The sequence below is a fragment of the Paenibacillus sp. J31P190 genome, from assembly GCF_059692075.1.
This window is the reverse complement of record NZ_JCAUAS010000006.1, coordinates 220,386-238,412: the sequence shown is the minus strand read 5'-3', so window position 1 is coordinate 238,412 and position 18,027 is coordinate 220,386. Positions and strand designations below refer to the sequence as shown.

Sequence of the window (18,027 nt, the reverse complement as noted above, 5' to 3'; positions counted from 1 at the left end):
AAAATTCAGCTCCAAATTGAGATTAAGTCTGGCTATAGAGAGAGCGTTTCTTTTGAAGCTAGAATAGCCAAATTCACTTTATTATCAGCGTTTGCTGCCTGCAAGCGGGCAAGTATGTTAGGAGTTTCTGTATAGAGAGGCGGGTGATGAATAGCTGTGTAATGGATTGGCACTAATGTGGATGCGCCAAGAACTGTTGCTGCTGATACCGCTTGTTCGGGAGATAGGGTAATCGGTTGCCCGCTAGGTGTCATTCCTGGAAGCTCCAACACAGCTGCATTCACGGGAAGACAAGCCGCATCGAAGGGGCCGTAAGTTTTCGCTATTTTCCACCAATAACCGTGCCATAAAGTATCCCCGCAGTGAATGAGTTTTTTTTCGCTGCTTTCTACAATCCAAGCGACTTGTGGATCTCCAATGCCGTCAACCGAATAGGTTGCAATTATTGTAAGATCACCGATCGAGAACGAATCGCCTAAAGCTGCTTCATGTATGTTGGTTAGAGATGTTTCTCTCGCAAGCTCTGCTGACTCTTTAGGGAAGTAGACTGGAATATCGTCGCCGTAGAAAGCGGATATAGCCTCAGGGTCGAAATGATCACCGTGATGGTGCGTGATCAAGACGGCATCGACAGGACCGAATTCATGAAGTGGATAGAAAGTTTCATGTGGCAGGTTGAATTTACTTGGAAAATGGAATAAAGGGTCGATCACCACATTTGTTGTTTCCCCTTGCACACGTATGCCGGCCCATGGAAGCTTCTGGATTATCATGAAATATCATTCCTCTCGGTTTGTAGGGGCTTTCCCTTTTATATAACCTTAAAAAATATTTATTAGGTTATAAATTACACTATAGAACTAATTTTATAACCTGTAAATATAATTTTAAAGGGTTATAGTGAGAAAATTAAAATAGTTAGGTGTGAAGAAATAATCGATGTCGTTCCTCAATTAAACTAATTCTTATACTAGGATTCTATTGGTACTCTCCCCTTGGCTCATGAAATGGTGAATACGCGAGAGAATCGCTCTGAATAGGGGAAAGGACTATGCATTTGGACGGTTTTACGCTATGATAATGGCTAAACCGCATACTGGGAGTGCTATAAACAATGAATTTTACAAAAATGCATGGTCTAGGCAACGATTTTATCGTAGTAGCTGGTGAGAAAGAACTTCCTGCTGATGCAGATCAGCGTGCAATCCAGCTGTGTAATCGTTTCTTTAGTATTGGAGCCGATGGCATCGTCTATATTCTTCCTTCTGACAATGCTGATTTCAAAATGCGCATTATGAACTCCGACGGATCTGAAGCCGAGCAATGCGGTAATGCCATCCGCTGCGTTTCTAAATATGTATACGATCATAAGCTCATTGATAAAACGGAGATTACCGTTGAAACACTTGGCGCAGGCGTTCAAAAGGTACAATTAAATGTACAAGATGGCAAAGTTCGGACTGTTCGCGTAGATATGGGTCAACCAATCCTGAACGGCCTTCAAGTCCCAACAACGGTCGATGAAGCTAAAGTTATCAATTACCCGATTGAAGTTGACGGGAAAGAGTTTCGTTTTACAGCTGTTTCGATGGGGAACCCGCACTGTGTCATTTATGTAGAGGATGCTGTGAATTTCGATCTTGCCGCATGGGGGCCGAAGCTAGAAGTTCATCCTATGTTCCCTCGTAAAATCAATGTCGAATTCGCAACAGTGAAAAATCGTGCTTACACGGATATGCGCGTTTGGGAACGAGGAGCAGGTCCTACACTTGCTTGCGGAACTGGCGCTTGTGCAACGCTTGTATCCTCCGTGTTAAACGGTTTAACGGACCGCGAAGCGACTGTTTCGCTCAAAGGCGGAGAGTTGTTTATCGAATGGAATGAAGCGGACAACCATGTTTATATGACCGGACCTGCGGAAGAAGTGTTTACGGGCACGGTTTAAGTTAATTACATTTTTAGTAGGTGGGGAATTTATCATGAAATTGGATCTTCGTACGGCGCTGCAGCGAGACATTTTGGTCGGTGACGGCGCTATGGGGACTTATTTATATCAGTTGGGATTTCCTGTCGGCATTTCTTATGAAGAATTGAATTTGCTTAGACCGGAAACGGTTGCTGACGTGCACCGCCGTTATTTTGAGGCAGGTGCGCGTCTTATTGAAACGAATACATTCTCGGCTAATCGCGAAAAATTATCCAAGTACGGACTAGAAGGCGATGTTGAAGCCATTAACCGCGCAGGTGTTGAGTTAGCCAGAAAAGCGGTTGGTGACGAAGCGTATGTCGTTGGAGCTATTGGATCTATTCGTGCGGGCAAGCGCAAAAACGTTCGTACGACAGATGTTGAGGAATCACTCCGCGAGCAGATTGGCATTTTACTGGATTCGCCAGTGGACGGGCTATTGCTTGAGACCTTCTATGACTTGGAAGAGCTGCAGCTCGCGCTGCGTATCATTCGCAGCATGAGTGAGCTGCCTGTCATTTGTCAGTTCGCTAACGAAGGCACTGGCAGCACACAGGACGGCATTCCTCTGCAGGAAGCGTTCCAGCGGTTGCGCGACGACGGGGCTGACGTCATCGGCTTCAACTGCCGCGTCGGTCCGAATGGGATTCTCCGTTCGATGGAGAAGCTAACTCCAATCGCCGGCATCCCGTTCTCCGCGTTCCCGAATGCGGGGCTGCCAGACTACGTCGACGGTCACTACACCTATGCGGCGACGCCTCAGTACTTCGCCGAGAGCGCGCTGCGCTTCGCCGACCTCGGCGCGCGCATCATCGGCGGCTGCTGCGGCACCACGCCGGAGCATATCGCCGCCGTTTCTAAGGCGCTGCAAGGCTACGTCCCTGCAACGCCTGGTGCGATGCCCTCCGCGCGAGCTGTGCGCGTGAACGAGCCCGCCCCGGCGAAGCCTGCGCCGCCGGCAGGCAAACCATCGCTGCTCGAAATCGTGAAGCAGCGCAAAACCGTCATCGTCGAGCTGGATCCCCCTCGGGATCTCGACATCGAGAAATTTATGCAGGGGTCCAAGGCCCTGCAGGATGCGCATGTCGACGCCATTACGATGGCCGACAATTCACTGGCCGTGACGCGCATGAGCAATCTGGCGCTCGGTTACCTCGTGCAGGAACGCTTAAGCGCGCGTCCGCTGATCCACATCGCGTGCCGCGACCGCAACATGATTGGGACGCAGTCCCATCTGATGGGTCTTCACGCGCTGGGCATCGACCACGTGCTGGCCGTGACCGGCGATCCCGCCAAATTCGGCGATCTCCCTGGGTCCAGCTCCGTTTACGATCTGACCTCATTCGAGATCATTCGGATGATTAAGCAGCTTAACGAAGGCATTGCCTTCTCAGGGAAACCGCTAAAGCAGAAGGCCAACTTCGTTGTAGGGGCTGCTTTTAATCCGAATGTGAAGCATCTGGATAAAGCGGTTCAGCGCTTGGAACGCAAAATTGAGGCAGGCGCCGATTACATCATGACGCAGCCCGTCTACGACGCCAAGCTGATTGAACAAATTTATGAAGCGACGAAGCATTTAAATATACCGATTTTCATAGGTATTGCTCCGCTAGCTAGCGGAGGGAACGCTGAATATCTGCACAATGAAGTTCCAGGTATTCGGTTGTCTGATGAAGTGAGGGAACGCATGAGTGGACTCAAGGGTCCAGAAGGGCGCGCAATGGGCGTTGAGATTGCCAAAGAGCTGCTGGATGCAGCAATGCCTTTCTTTAATGGCATCTATCTGATGACCCCTTTTCTGGCCTATGAGATGTGCGTTGACCTTACGAAGTATGTATGGGAAAAGTCGAATCGGCATGATTTCCACTTGTACCCACTTTCAAAATGAATTAAAATAGGGTAATGGATGTGATTAGAATGATTTGCAGTATGACCGGATTCGGACAAGCGAATCGTTCTTTTGCGGGATACAACGTGTTTATCGATGTGAAATCGGTCAATCATAGGTATAGTGAAGTGTCGATTCGATTGCCGAAGGAATGGGCGGCTTTTGAAGACGCTTTGAAGAAAACGGTGCTGCAAGCGGTGAAGAGAGGACGGGTAGACGTCTTCGTCACGGCGGAACGTGAAACGGCTTCCCCGAAGAGCGTAACGGTTAACTTTGCTTTGGCAGATGCTTATTTGCAGGCTGCTGAGCAGTTGAAGGTGCGCTATGGGTATACCGAGCAGGTCGAGCTCAAAGATTTATTGAAACTTCCGGATCTCATTCAGATGAAGGAGTCGCGTAAGGAACCTGATGAAGAGATTGAACAGGAACTATGCGCCTGCTTGCAGGAGGCCGTTGCCAGATTATCCGACATGCGGCTGCGGGAAGGAGCGTTTCTGGAGCAAGATATTCGCGAGCGCTTGGCGGAACTGAAGCGAATCCATGTCGAATTGGTAGCTTTAGCGCCTCAGGTGGTTCAAGACTATGCGGCTAAGATGACGAACAGAATTCAGTCACTTCTTCAGGAGCAAACGCCTGTGGATGAGCAGCGCCTAGCGACAGAAATTGCGATATTCGCAGACCGTTCGAATGTGGATGAGGAATTAACTCGACTGAAAAGTCATTTTGAGCAATGTGATCAATTGCTTACAGAGAAAGAGCCTGTTGGACGAAAGTTGGATTTCTTGATTCAAGAAATGAATCGAGAAGTGAACACGATCGGATCCAAGTCCAATCACTCGGAGCCTACGGCTAGAGTGATCACGATGAAAGCAGAGCTTGAGAAGATGCGCGAACAAATACAGAATATCGAGTGAAGCGGCATGGAGCTTCGCGAGGAGGAAGTCGTAATGGCTATCAAATTAATTAATATCGGGTTCGGCAACATCGTATCGGCGAACCGCATTATCTCGATCGTAAGTCCGGAATCGGCCCCGATCAAGAGGATCATTCAAGAAGCGCGTGATCGTCACATGCTGATTGACGCTACATATGGTAGAAGAACCCGTGCCGTTATTATCACTGACAGCGACCATGTGATTTTATCGGCAGTACAACCAGAGACGGTAGCGCATAGACTTTCCAACAAGGACGATGATCATGACGAGTAATACGAATACCCTTGAGCGTGAGAGAGGCATTCTGATTGTTTTATCCGGTCCTTCCGGTGTCGGCAAGGGAACCGTTTGCGCCGCGCTGCGCAAGTGTTCACCGGATATCGTGTACTCGGTATCGGCCACAACCCGTTCTCCTCGACAAGGGGAAGTGGATGGTGTGAACTATTTCTTCAAAACTCGGGAACAATTTCAACAGATGATCGAAACGGATGAAGTGTTGGAATGGGCCGAATACGTGGGTAATTTCTACGGCACGCCGAGACGTTTTGTTGAGGAAACGCTGCGCTCCGGTCAAGATGTCATCTTGGAAATCGAAGTGCAGGGTGCTCTGCAAGTTAAACAAAAGTTTTCCGAAGGTGTTTTCATTTTCTTGCTGCCGCCTTCCCTAGATGAGCTTGAGAATCGCATTGTAACGCGTGGTACGGAAACGGATGAAGTCATTCGCAGCCGCATGTCAGTGGCTATGGACGAAATTCGCTTGATGGAGCACTATGACTATGCGATTGTGAATGACCATGTAGAAACGGCTTGTTCCAAAATACAAGCGATTCTCTTAGCAGAACATTGCAAAAAAGATCGGATGTATCCAAAAATCGTACAATGGATGGATGAGGTGAATTGAATGCTATACCCTTCAATTGATAAACTGCTTGATATCGTAGATAGCAAGTATTCACTAGTTGTAGCTGCTTCCAAAAGAGCAAGATCTTTGCGTGATGGCGCTAAATCAAATTTGAAAGGCCAAAAGGCCCACAAACATGTTGGCGTTGCGCTAGAAGAACTTTACGGTAACTATATCGGTTACGAGAAACTTGAGACGACAGAGACAGAGAAATATCAGAAGAAATAAATTGGTTTACCCAACAACCCTAGTGGTTGTTATTTTTTTCTCAAATTGTGCGTAGAAAGGGGATACCTATGAGTGTACTGCATGGCAAAACGATTGTGCTCGGCGTATGCGGAGGCATTGCCGCTTATAAGGCTGCTGCGTTAACAAGTAAACTGACACAAGCCGGTGCAACTGTTCGTGTTATTATGACCAAATCGGCCGTTCAATTCGTAGCGCCGTTAACGTTTCAAACGCTGTCTCGTCATCATGTTTTTGTGGATACCTTTGATGAGAAAGACCCTTCGGTTGTATCGCATATCAACTTGGCGGATAGTGCTGACCTCGTGCTTGTTGCGCCTGCAACAGCGAATATGATCGGCAAGTTAGCGCTTGGTCTCGGTGATGATATGCTCAGTACGACGCTGCTTGCAACCATGGCACCGATATGGGTAGCGCCTGCGATGAACGTGCATATGTATGCGAATCCAGCGGTACAGCATAATATGCAGACGCTGTTGAGCCGTGGTGTGCGTTTTATCGAGCCGGGTGAAGGCCAGTTGGCTTGCGGTTACGTTGGAAAAGGACGGCTTGCTGAACCTGAGGAGATTCTTGCTGCGATTGAGCAGCACTTTAAGGGAAATGCTAGGCGCTTAGAAGGACAACGTGTCCTTGTAACTGCTGGAGGCACCGTTGAACGCATTGATCCGGTACGGTACATTACGAATGACTCCTCCGGCAAAATGGGCTACGCTATCGCTGAAGAAGCGGTGCGTATGGGAGCCAAGGTGACGTTGATATCAGGCCCATCCGCTTTATGCGCACCTGAGGGCGTTCAGCTAATCAATGTTCAGTCTGCCTTGGATATGAGAGAGGCCGTGCTAGCTCGTTTAGATGAAAGCAACCTCATTGTTAAGGCAGCTGCGGTTGCCGATTACCGCCCAGCTGTTATTTCAGAGCAAAAGATCAAAAAGAAGTCGGATTCGCTAACGCTGGAGCTGATTAAAAATCCGGATATTTTACAGGAAATAGGTATGCTCAAAAAGCATCAGTTCGTCATCGGGTTTGCTGCGGAGACGGAGCGTTTGGACGAGCATGCGATGGACAAGCTAAACCGTAAAAACTGTGATCTCATCGTTGGCAATGATGTGTCACAGGAAGGTGCGGGCTTTAGCGGAGATACGAATGTGGTGCGGTTTTATGATCGTAATGGGCTCGTAGAGGCCCTGCCTATACAGAGTAAGAAAGATGTGGCACGTAGACTGCTAGGGCTTGCGGCGGATCGTATGCATACCGCAGCGGGGGAATCCTGATGTACGCCAAAGTCATTGTCGATGTCCCAGCGAAACAAACGAATCGGGCATTCGACTATGAAGTACCCGCATCCCTGAGCAAATGGGTTGAAGTGGGCAGTCGCGTTGGCGTGCCTTTCGGCCCTCGGGTACTGCAAGGCTTTGTTGTCGAACTGCATGAGGAAACACAGGTGGATGTGACTCGCATTAAGGCGATTCAGAACGTCCTGGACTTGGTTCCTCCGCTCACGGAGGAACTTGTGAGTCTGGGGCGGTGGGTCAGCCGCATGTACTTATGCCATGAAGTTACGGCACTCCAGGCGATGCTGCCTGCTGCGCTTAAAGCGAAATATGAACGTGCGATTGGGGTCGGAGAGGAGTCTGGCGAGCAATCGCTGCTGGACATGTCGGATCTCCAAGAGATAGTTAGTTTCGTAAAGTCCAAAGGCTCAGTCTCGATGGATGCTTTGATGGAGCGTTTTGCAAGTGACGGCGCCCTCATTAAACAACTGCTGAGCGCCGGTATCCTGACAGAAGTGCAAGTGGTCAAAGACCGAATGAATACCAAGAAAGCATTGACCGTTTTCCCTCCAGTTGGAGGCAGTGGATTGGAAGAGGCTTTGGCCGAGCTACCCGCCAGAGCTAACAAACAGCAGGATGTGCTGCGTTACTTGATGGAGCATCCACACGCGATTCGGCTTACGGAGCTGATGGAAACAGTGGAGGTCGGCGCTAGCACAGTCAAAAGCTTGGCGGATCGCGGGTGGATTGAACTGCGCGAGGTCGAAGTCATGCGCGACCCCTATGCGGGTCGGGCTTTCACGCGGACGAAGCCGCTTCCCTTAACGGAAGAGCAGAGCAGTGTCTTCGCGGAAATTCGGGATGCTGTAGCGGAAGAACGGAATGAGGTATTTCTGCTGCATGGGGTTACGGGTAGCGGTAAAACCGAAGTGTATTTACAATCCATTCAGCAGTGCTTGGACATGGATAAAGAAGCGATTGTACTTGTTCCTGAAATATCTCTGACGCCACAAATGGTAGAACGATTTAAAGGGCGGTTTGGCGATTTGGTCGCCGTCCTGCACAGTCGGTTATCGAATGGCGAGCGGTATGACGAATGGCGTAAAATTATGCGCAAGCAAGTGAAGGTTGTAATCGGCGCTCGTTCGGCGATTTTTGCTCCTTTTACGAGAATTGGTCTTATTATCATTGATGAAGAGCACGAATCTTCTTATAAGCAGGAGGAGAGCCCTAAATATCACACCCGCGATGTGGCGGTTCAAAGAGCAAAGCAGCAAAACGCCGTCGTTGTGCTCGGTTCTGCAACTCCCTCTCTTGAAAGTATAGAGAAGACAAGGCGACGCCGCGACAGGGAGAAACCTCCCTTTCGGTTGTTGACGATGCGGGAACGCGTGGCCAGCCGACCAATGCCCCCAGTAGCTATTGTCGATATGCGTGAGGAGCTAAAAAATGGAAATCGCTCTATGTTCAGCCGTTCCTTGTATAAAGCGATCGAAGATCGGTTACAAAAGAAAGAACAGATTGTTTTACTGCTGAATCGGCGCGGATATGCGACGTTCGTTATGTGCCGTACATGCGGTTTCGTCTCGCAATGTCCGCATTGTGATATTTCACTTACCTATCATCAAAGCTCGCGCATGCTGCGTTGTCATTATTGCGGCTATGCGGAGCGAGAGGTTACGCAGTGTCCTAGCTGCCAGTCGGAGCATATTCGTCATTTTGGTACAGGAACACAGCGTGTTGAAGAGGAGCTTAGTAAGATTTTCCCCGGGATTCGGGTCATCCGCATGGATGTCGATACCACGACGGAGAAAGGTTCACATGAAAAATGGCTGACGATGTTTCGCGAGAAGCAGGCGGATGTGCTGCTTGGCACGCAGATGGTAGCCAAAGGGCTGGATTTTCCCGACGTGACCTTAGTGGGGGTTATCGCAGCGGATACGGTGCTTAATCTGCCGGATTTCCGTTCAGCGGAGCGGACTTTCCAGTTGTTAACACAGGTTGCAGGCCGGGCGGGTCGTCATGAAAAGCAAGGGGAAGTGTTCGTCCAGACATACACGCCCGAACATTATAGTGTGCAATATGCAAGCAAGCACGATTATATCGCTTTTGCGAACCATGAGCTTGATATACGTGCAAATTTAGGCTATCCGCCTTATCAGCGGTTGATTCTGGTTACTTTTTCGCATGAGCAGGTTCCGCTCTTGGTACGTTCTGCGGAGGCTTTTGTAACGAGATTGAAAGAGATTGCCCATACGTATCGGGCCCAGCAGGTTGATTTATTTACGAACACGTTGCCCGCAGATCAATCTTTTCAAATGGACGTGTTAGGACCTGTTGCATCGCCGATTTCACGAATCAAAGATAGATATCGATTCCAATGCGTGGTAAAATATCGGGGGGAAGATCAGGCTGCAGAGATCGTTGCTAAAGCAGTGGCTTGGTTTGAAGAGCGCTCAGCGAAAGAAAAGCTGCTGATTAGCGTGGATGTTGACCCGCAATATTTGATGTAATGAACCCCAAATAGAGAAGACTTCAAAGGTAGGTGCACATTATGGCTATTCGTATTATTGTTAAAGATCCAGATCCAGTGCTTCGTGAGAAAGCCGTCACGGTTACAAAATTTAATTCCAATCTGCATAAACTTCTGAATGATATGGCAGACACGATGTATGAAGCGGAGGGCGTGGGTCTTGCTGCCCCGCAAATCGGTATTCTTAAACGCGTTATCGTCATGGATTGCGGAGAAGAACACGGCGGATTGATTGAAATGGTCAATCCTGAGGTAGTCACTTCCAGCGGTGAACAATTGGGGCCGGAAGGCTGCTTAAGTATTCCCGGACTTCGCGGCGATGTACTTCGGCCGCTCCATGTTACGGCCAAAGGTCAAGATCGTGATGGAAATCCGATTGAAGTGACGGGTACGGATTTGCTGGCTCGCTGCATTTTCCATGAAATTGATCACTTGAACGGTGTTCTGTTTACGGATCTTGCAACCAAAACGTATACGGCTGAAGAAGAGGAAGATTCCGAGTGAACATTATTTTCATGGGCACGCCGGATTTCGCAGTACCCTCCTTGCGTCTGCTCTTGGAGGAAGGCTATAACGTGACGACGGTTGTCACACAGCCGGACCGGCCGAAAGGACGCAAGCGCGTTCTGACGCCGCCTCCGGTTAAGGTGGAAGCCGAAAAGCATGGGATTCCGGTGCTTCAGCCGGAGAAATTGCGTCAAGCGGACTCGGTTGAGCTTTTGAGACAATTAAAACCGGATTTGATTGTGACAGCCGCTTACGGACAGATCTTGCCTAAAGCGGTTTTGGACTTGCCGCAGTACGGGTGTATTAACATCCATGCTTCGCTGCTGCCCAAATACCGAGGCGGAGCGCCGATTCATCACGCTGTTATTCGTGGTGAAGCCGTAACTGGCGTGACGATTATGTACATGGCCGTAGGTCTTGATACCGGCGATATGATTTCAAAGGTGGAGCTTCCGATCGAAGATACGGATACGACGGGTTCATTATTTGAAAAGCTAAGTATTGCCGGTGCTGATCTACTTAAGCGTACATTGCCTGATTTATTGGCAGGACGTATTCAAGCGGTTGCACAAAATGAGGCAGATGCCATTTATTCTCCGAATATCCGCAGGGAGGACGAGTTGATCGATTGGTCGCGTTCTGCCGCCCAGCTTTGGAATCAAGTGCGCGGCTTAAACCCTTTCCCCGGCGCTTACACGCTCTGGAACGGGGAAGTTATGAAAGTGTGGGCTAGCGCGAATCCGAAAAGTTCTTCGGAGCCAAGAAGCCGAAGCTTCTCCGAAATCAGCGGAGACGCACCTGTTCCTGGAACTGTACTTGGCAGTAGTGAGCAGGGCATTGAAGTGATGACGGGTGAAGGTACGCTGTGGTTGACTGAGATCCAACCTTCAGGCAAAAAGGCGATGCCCGTGTCAGAGTTCGTACGAGGTGTGCAAATCCCTGCTGGTACGGTATTCGGACACAGTAACTAAAGCAACCATGGATAAACGACTTCGTCGTCCCTTTGGGGCGAACGCGTTTGTCAAGGTTGATGCGAAGCTAAAGTATACACCGTATACTTTCTATTCAACTTAAAAATGAGGTATTCGATTTGTCAACGCAAAAACCAAATCGTCCGCAAAACGGACTAATAAAACCGCAGGGGGCCGGCAAGCCCTCTGCTCCAAAATCATCCTCAGGCGCTGCGAAGAGCAGCGCTGTTAAGCATTCTGCCCGTGATGCGGCGCTGGATGTGTTGATTCGGGTTGAAGAAAATCAATCGTACAGCAATTTGCTGCTGAATCAGGTATTGCAAAAGCATGCCCTCGAACGTGCCGATGCTGGACTTGCAACGGAGCTTGTTTATGGGACCATCGGACGGAAAAATACGATCGATTTCTTTTTGGAGCGTTTCGTCAGCAAGGGGCTCGCGAAGCTCGAGCCCTGGGTGAGATGCTTGCTGCGGCTGAGCTTCTATCAGCTGCATTATTTGGACCGCATCCCCGACCATGCGGTCGTGAGCGAAGCGGTCAATATCGCGAAGCGCCGAGGCCACCAAGGCATCTCGGGCATGGTCAACGGCGTGCTGCGCGCAGTCATCCGCAGCAAAGCTGAGCTCACGCTGCCGGCTGCGCTCGGCGACGTGAAGCGCATCGCGCTGAGCCATTCCCATCCGGAATGGCTCGTGCGCCGATGGATCCGTCAGCTGGGTGCCGAGCTGACGGAACAGATCTGTGCGGCGAACAATGAGCCGCCGCACGTCAGCATTCGCGCGAACGCGAGGCGCCGCAGTCGCTTGGAGCTGCTGGAGCAGCTCCAAGGCAGCGGCCTCAGCGCGGAAGCGTCAGAGCTGGCCCCGGCCGGCATCCTTGTGCAGGGGGCCGGGAACATGGCGTTAGTACCCGGCTTCCAGCATGGGGACTTCTCGATTCAAGACGAGAGCTCGATGCTCGTCGCCGAAGCTCTAGATCCGCGTCCAGGCATGACAGTGCTGGACTGCTGCGCCGCCCCTGGCGGCAAGACCGCGCACATCGCCGAGAAAATGGACGATGTGGGCAAGATCTGGGCTTGTGATCTGCACGAGCACAAGCAGAAGCTGATCGCAGATCAAGCGGAGCGTCTGGGACTGACGTCGATCCAGACGCTGGTGATGGATGCTGCGATGCTGGACGAACATTTTGCGGCGGAGTCATTTGACCGCATCCTGCTCGATGCGCCCTGCTCGGGCCTTGGGGTCATTCGCCGCAAGCCTGACCTGAAGTGGGCGAAGCAGGAGGCGGAGATCGACGCGATTAGCGAGCTGCAGCATGCTATTCTGAGCAAAGTGCATAGGCTGCTCAAGCCGGGCGGCGTGCTGGTCTACAGCACGTGCACGATTGAGCATGCGGAGAACGCGGGCATGGTTGAGCGCTTCCTCGCCGAGCATAGCGAGTTCGAGCTAGCGCCGCTGCCGGCGGATGTTTTCGCAAGTATTGACCCTGCGGCTGCCGCAGCCGGTATGGTGCAAATCCTGCCACAGCAGTTCCATTCCGACGGGTTCTTCATCGCACGGCTGCGCAAACGTGTATAGCTTGTCGCGCGCATGCTGCGCAACGGTTCTTTTGGTTTAACTGTATTTACTTGGGTGCAAACTGCATTTTGTACAGCAAAAATGACCTAATCTCAGAGTAAATTAAGTCTGATTCAACTGCACTTTTTACAGTTAATTTCCTCAAAAAGGGCTAAGTATTCGATTTAGCTGCACTTTTTGCAGGTAATGCTTGGGTGGTCTAGGTTGGTGTTGACGGTTATTCGGCCACGTAAATGCCCTATCGTCCGCAGCTGCTGACCACGGGGACGTGTGTTCGTTCCCGCTTTGTGATAAAATAACATACGATTAGCAAAAAATCAGGACAAATAACAACAGGTTGTGATAAATGTGGGAAATAAGCCTTATGAGAAAGATAAACCGTTTGTATATGATTTGAATTGGGATGAATGGCAAAGCTGGGTGAAAGAGAACGGCGAGTCTTCTTTTCGTGCCGGGCAAATTTTCGATTGGCTTTATATTAAGCGGGTATTCAGCTTCGATGAAATGTCGAACTTGCCGAAGTCGCTGCGTGACAAACTGAAGGATCAGTTTGAGTTCGTTACGCTTTCCGAAATTGCCAAGTATCAGTCGCAGGACGGTACGGTCAAGTTTTTATTTGAATTGGAAGATAAGAATGCCATTGAAACAGTTGTCATGAAGCACAACTACGGCAACAGTATTTGCGTAACAACGCAGGTAGGGTGCCGAGTAGGTTGTACATTTTGTGCATCTACGTTGGGCGGCTTGAAGCGGGATTTGAGACCGGGTGAGATTGTGGCCCAAGTTGTTAAAGCTCAGAAATTGCTGGATGAGACAGAGGAGCGAATCTCTTCCATCGTGATTATGGGTATTGGCGAGCCTTTTGAAAATTATGAAGCGACCATGAATTTCCTTCGTGTCATGATTCACCCCAAAGGTCTGAACATCGGACAGCGCCATATCACGGTTTCGACGAGTGGTATTGTGCCGAACATTTATAAGTTCGCCGATGAGAATTTGCAAGTCAATCTGGCGATATCTATTCATGCGCCGAATGATTCGCTCAGATCCAAGCTGATGCCTGTCAATCGTAGATTCCCATTCGTAGATTTAATTGAAGCTTGTAAATATTACATTGCCAAAACCGGCAGACGAATTACGTTTGAATATGCCCTTATGGGGGAAGTAAATGACCAGCCTGAACATGCAGAGGAACTAGCGCAAGTGCTGAAGGATATGCCGCTTAGCCACGTGAACCTGATTCCTGTGAATTTCGTGGCCGAACGGGATTTCAAACGTACGCCTAGGGATGATATTTTCACTTTCCAGCGTATTCTTGAGAAGGGCAAAATTAATGCCACCATACGTCGTGAACAAGGTAGTGACATTGCTGCTGCCTGCGGACAACTGCGCGCGAAGCATATGGAGAACAAGTAATGAGGTGAAATCCGGATGAAGATGGTAAGCCGTACCGATATTGGCAAAGTCCGTTTAGTGAATGAGGACCGAGCCGCCATCCATCATGATCTCAATGGCCTATCTTTGGCTATTGTGGCTGATGGCATGGGGGGACATCAAGCTGGTGATATCGCCAGCCAAATGGCCATCGAAATGATTGCAGATCAGCTGCAATCGATCCATTGGGGAATGTCTGTGGAAGCTTGTAAGCAAGTGCTGAAGGAAGCCATTGAAAAGGCAAATGAGAAAATTTATGAATTCGCCTCAGGCCAAGAAAGTTATCATGGTATGGGCACGACGGTTGTTGCCATTATTGCTTCGCAAGAGCTTCTTATTATTGGACATATCGGTGACAGTCGCGCTTACAAGATCACCGATGAATCGATCACACAACTAACGGAAGATCATTCTTTGGTGTATGAGCTTGTCAAGAACGGGCAGATTACCATCGAAGAGGCCGATCATCACCCTAGACGTAACTGGATTACTCGCGCACTCGGCACAGAGCCGGGCGTAGAGGTGGATCTCTATGAGTACGCGTGGCGTCCGGGTGATATCGTTCTGATCTGTACGGATGGTTTAAGCGGATTGGTGGATTCCGGCGACATTTTACGAATTGTCAACTCACATGAACGTATGGAAGATGCAGCGGAACAGTTGATTCAAAGCGCGCTTGATGAAGGTGGAGACGATAATGTGACGGTCGTTTTACTTGCGCACGATCATGATTCGGACGAAAAAAGGGGTGATGGGAATTGATCGGTAGAAAGCTTGGAGGCCGCTATGAAATCTTAGATCGCATTGGCGGAGGCGGCATGGCTTTAGTCTACAAAGGGCATGATCTATTATTAAATCGTAAAGTGGCTGTGAAAGTACTGCGCCAGCAGTATGTGCACGATGAAGAATTCATTCGTCGTTTCCGTAGAGAAGCTCAAGCAGCCGCTTCACTTTCTCATCCTAATGTCGTCAGTATTTATGACGTCGGACAAGAAGAAGACGTGCATTATATTGTGATGGAATACATAGAAGGCACGACCTTGAATGATGTCATCAAAGAGAGAGCACCGCTGCAGGTCGAAGATGCGGTTCACTACGCGAGTCAGATTGCAGATGCCCTCGATCACGCCCACCATAATGAAATCATTCATCGGGATATCAAACCGCACAATATTTTGATCGGCAAAAACGGCCGTGTTAAAGTGACGGATTTCGGTATCGCACGGGCTGCCACGTCTTCCACCATAACGCAAACCGGATCAGTTGTCGGTTCTGTGCACTATTTCTCACCGGAACATGCCAAAGGGACGAATACAGGGGAGAAATCCGATTTGTATTCTTTGGGTATCGTGATGTATCAAATGCTGACAGCTCGGCTGCCTTTTCTCGGTGAGAGCCCGATTTCTGTAGCTTTGAAGCATTTGCAGGAAGATGTGGAAGAACCGCGTAAAGTGAATCCTCTCATTCCGCAAAGCGTGGAAAACATTATTTTGAGAGCCATGCGCAAAAAGCCTGAAGAACGCTACCAGTCAGCGAAGCTAATGATGGCAGATCTCGATACCTGTTTGAATCCGGATCGCCGGAATGAAGCGAAGGTAGCTTTCTGGGATGCGGATGGGATGGATGAAGAGCGTACCTTAGTGATGCCTGCGATTCGCGCCGACCAACTCGGACAGTTCGAGGATGATGATGAGCCCGAGAAACCTGCTTGGCGGGAAGAACCTGCTCCTTCCAAAGGGAAAGGGTGGATTAAGCCGTTAATTTGGATCGTCGTTCTGTTAATGGTGCTCGGCGCTATGTGGTATATGGTCGGGTACGTGAAAGGGATGTTTGCGATTGAAACCGTCGAGGTTCCCAATGTGGCAGGCAAACCGTTGATTCAAGCTCAAGCTGAATTGACGGCGGTTAGACTCAGCTCCACGGTTGAATATGATTTGGAGAGCAAGCTGGCTAAAGACATTGTCATTCGTCAAGATCCTACGGGGATGAGAATGAATGTGGGCACCAAAGTGACGCTGTATGTTAGTAAGGGTACGCCCAAAATCAAGATGGAAAATTATGCAGGGCAACCATTTAAGGATGTTAAGCTGAAGCTGCAAGCCCTCGGCATCAAGGATGAGCAGATTACGATTACACAAGAGACGAATGATGGTGCTCCAGATTTGATTTTGAAGCAATCCCCTCTGGCTGGCGAAGAGTTTGAGCTCGACAAAGCGGTAATTGCATTTACCGTCAGCAAAGCCAAAGAAACGTTCAAAATGCCGGATCTCGTCGGAATGACGGAAGCAGAAGCTAAGGCCCAACTCACAAAGCTGAATCTTAAGCTCCCTGTGAATGGCGTTACTCGTGAGAAAAGCTACAAAGTCGCGAAAGGGAAGGTTGTTAAACAGTTTCCTTTTGAAAAAAACCAGGATGTATCCGTTGGCTCTGAGATTTCTTTGATCATTAGCGACGGATTGCCGGAGGATGCCGGACAGCTTACGGTAAGTATTGCTGTTAAACCAACGACGGAGGGCAAAGATTCCGAATTCAAAATTGTCGTAAGCGATGCCCAGTATGAGAACTTCGAGTACAAAACAGAAAAAGTATCGAAGCCTCAGAATATGGATGTCAAAGTCATTGTTTCTCCAGATAAGAAAGCTGTCATCTTGATTAAAGAAGGAGATAACTTGGTCAACTCCATTACTCGCACCTATCAAGACTACTTGGATCAAAAAAATGGAAAAACAGTATCACCTAGTCCTTCCACGTCACCATCGCCAACGCCTAAACAGCAAAGCAATGGACCGGCTATTCCGGTTGGCGGCACTGGAAATGGGCAAACAGGCGGCACTGTCGCTAAACCACCTGCTGGAGGCACACCGTAATGCCGCAAGGATATATCGTAAAAGCGCTGAGCGGCTATTATTACGTGTTGCCTGAGGAGGCCGATCTCCGTGAAGCCAAGACGGTTACTTGCCGCGGAAGAGGCGTTTTCAAAAACAGAAACATAACCCCCCTTGTAGGAGATCGCGTTATGTACGCGGAAACGGAGAATGGGGAAGGGACCGTTACGGAAATCCTTCCACGCACTTCGGAGCTCATACGACCTCCAATCGCCAATGTAAACGTGGTTGTGCTCGTTTTTTCGGTGACAGAGCCTGTTCTCAATTTGCAGTTGTTAGATAAATTTCTGGTCCATATTGAAAATACGGGCATTGATGTTTTGTTATGTTTCACGAAAAGTGATTTATTAACAGAAGATGATGAATCTTCCGTTCCCAAAGAAATGACGGTTGCTGAGTTGGAGCTGATTACGAAGCTCTATGAGGGAATCGGTTATACGGTAGTGAAGACGAGTTCTAAGCTGCAGGAAGGTGTGGAAGCGATTCTGCATCATTTGGACGGAGCCGTCAGTGTTTTTGCTGGACAATCTGGTGTGGGTAAGTCTTCCTTGCTTAACGCGATGATTAGTGGTCTTAATCTGGAGACGAATGCCATTTCTCAGAGATTAGGCAGAGGAAAGCATACAACACGTCATGTTGAGCTGATGCCGCTCACGAATGGCGGCCTTGTAGCCGATACGCCGGGGTTCAGCCAGTTAGACTTTATGGAAGTCGAAGCGGAGGGCCTTAGCAGCTGCTTTAAGGAGTTTGCCGCGATAGCGGAGGGCTGTAGGTTTAGAGGCTGCTTGCATCTGCATGAGCCGGATTGCAAGGTTCGTGATGCGGTAGCCGAGGGGACGATTGCAGCTTCTCGTTATGATCATTACTTGCTGTTTTTAACTGAAATCAAGGATCGGAAGAGGAGGTATTAGGA

16 protein-coding genes are annotated in these 18,027 nt (G+C 49.3%); 15 read left to right on the top strand and 1 reads right to left on the bottom strand.

Annotated features, from left to right (window positions below; all coding sequences use genetic code 11):
- Window positions 1-32 precede the first annotated feature (32 nt).
- Window positions 33-773, bottom strand: coding sequence for an MBL fold metallo-hydrolase (locus AC58U0_RS14590; protein ID WP_497379668.1), 741 nt, complete (start codon window positions 771-773; stop codon window positions 33-35).
- A gap of 341 nt (window positions 774-1,114) precedes the next feature.
- Between AC58U0_RS14590 and dapF the strand changes: the two genes are divergently transcribed.
- The 15 genes from dapF to rsgA all read left to right on the top strand — a co-directional run bounded on the left by dapF (window position 1,115) and on the right by rsgA (window position 18,025).
- Window positions 1,115-1,945 (top strand): diaminopimelate epimerase, encoded by an 831-nt coding sequence (gene dapF, locus AC58U0_RS14585; RefSeq protein WP_497379667.1) that lies wholly within the window; start codon window positions 1,115-1,117, stop codon window positions 1,943-1,945.
- A 34-nt stretch (window positions 1,946-1,979) separates the two neighbouring features.
- Window positions 1,980-3,854: a bifunctional homocysteine S-methyltransferase/methylenetetrahydrofolate reductase gene (locus tag AC58U0_RS14580; protein WP_497379665.1), complete on the top strand. Its 1,875-nt coding sequence runs from the start codon at window positions 1,980-1,982 to the stop codon at window positions 3,852-3,854.
- A 14-nt stretch (window positions 3,855-3,868) separates the two neighbouring features.
- Window positions 3,869-4,768, top strand: coding sequence for a YicC/YloC family endoribonuclease (locus tag AC58U0_RS14575; RefSeq protein ID WP_497379664.1), 900 nt, complete (start codon window positions 3,869-3,871; stop codon window positions 4,766-4,768).
- A gap of 33 nt (window positions 4,769-4,801) precedes the next feature.
- Window positions 4,802-5,062: an extracellular matrix/biofilm regulator RemA gene (gene remA / locus AC58U0_RS14570; RefSeq protein ID WP_009672664.1), complete on the top strand. Its 261-nt coding sequence runs from the start codon at window positions 4,802-4,804 to the stop codon at window positions 5,060-5,062.
- Complete coding sequence (gene gmk, locus AC58U0_RS14565) at window positions 5,052-5,690, top strand: guanylate kinase (protein WP_057303546.1); 639 nt, start codon at window positions 5,052-5,054, stop codon at window positions 5,688-5,690. Before remA ends, gmk begins: the two co-directional genes overlap by 11 nt.
- Window positions 5,691-5,918, top strand: a complete 228-nt coding sequence (gene rpoZ, locus AC58U0_RS14560; protein ID WP_056833077.1) for a DNA-directed RNA polymerase subunit omega — start codon at window positions 5,691-5,693, stop codon at window positions 5,916-5,918.
- A 68-nt stretch (window positions 5,919-5,986) separates the two neighbouring features.
- Window positions 5,987-7,207, top strand: a complete 1,221-nt coding sequence (gene coaBC, locus AC58U0_RS14555) for a bifunctional phosphopantothenoylcysteine decarboxylase/phosphopantothenate--cysteine ligase CoaBC (RefSeq protein WP_497379663.1) — start codon at window positions 5,987-5,989, stop codon at window positions 7,205-7,207.
- Window positions 7,207-9,720 (top strand): primosomal protein N', encoded by a 2,514-nt coding sequence (gene priA / locus AC58U0_RS14550; protein ID WP_497379662.1) that lies wholly within the window; start codon window positions 7,207-7,209, stop codon window positions 9,718-9,720. The genes coaBC and priA overlap by 1 nt, the downstream gene beginning before the upstream one ends.
- 41 nt (window positions 9,721-9,761) lie before the next feature.
- The gene (gene def / locus AC58U0_RS14545) at window positions 9,762-10,244 is read left to right on the top strand and encodes a peptide deformylase (protein ID WP_057303549.1); all 483 of its coding nucleotides are present in this window, start codon (window positions 9,762-9,764) and stop codon (window positions 10,242-10,244) included.
- Entirely contained in the window at window positions 10,241-11,218 is a 978-nt protein-coding gene (gene fmt / locus AC58U0_RS14540) for a methionyl-tRNA formyltransferase (RefSeq protein ID WP_497379661.1), read from the top strand. The genes def and fmt overlap by 4 nt, the downstream gene beginning before the upstream one ends.
- 119 nt (window positions 11,219-11,337) lie before the next feature.
- The gene (rsmB, locus tag AC58U0_RS14535; protein ID WP_497379659.1) at window positions 11,338-12,795 is read left to right on the top strand and encodes a 16S rRNA (cytosine(967)-C(5))-methyltransferase RsmB; all 1,458 of its coding nucleotides are present in this window, start codon (window positions 11,338-11,340) and stop codon (window positions 12,793-12,795) included.
- Window positions 12,796-13,143: 348 nt separating this feature from the next.
- Window positions 13,144-14,211 carry a dual-specificity RNA methyltransferase RlmN gene (gene rlmN / locus AC58U0_RS14530; protein ID WP_497379657.1) on the top strand — a complete coding sequence of 356 codons (1,068 nt, stop codon included), beginning with the start codon at window positions 13,144-13,146 and terminating at the stop codon, window positions 14,209-14,211.
- Window positions 14,212-14,226: 15 nt separating this feature from the next.
- Window positions 14,227-14,991 (top strand): Stp1/IreP family PP2C-type Ser/Thr phosphatase, encoded by a 765-nt coding sequence (locus AC58U0_RS14525; RefSeq protein ID WP_497379656.1) that lies wholly within the window; start codon window positions 14,227-14,229, stop codon window positions 14,989-14,991.
- Window positions 14,988-17,096 carry a Stk1 family PASTA domain-containing Ser/Thr kinase gene (gene pknB, locus AC58U0_RS14520; protein WP_497379655.1) on the top strand — a complete coding sequence of 703 codons (2,109 nt, stop codon included), beginning with the start codon at window positions 14,988-14,990 and terminating at the stop codon, window positions 17,094-17,096. Before AC58U0_RS14525 ends, pknB begins: the two co-directional genes overlap by 4 nt.
- Window positions 17,096-18,025 (top strand): ribosome small subunit-dependent GTPase A, encoded by a 930-nt coding sequence (rsgA, locus tag AC58U0_RS14515; protein ID WP_497379654.1) that lies wholly within the window; start codon window positions 17,096-17,098, stop codon window positions 18,023-18,025. Before pknB ends, rsgA begins: the two co-directional genes overlap by 1 nt.
- The last annotated feature ends 2 nt before the right edge of the window (window positions 18,026-18,027 follow it).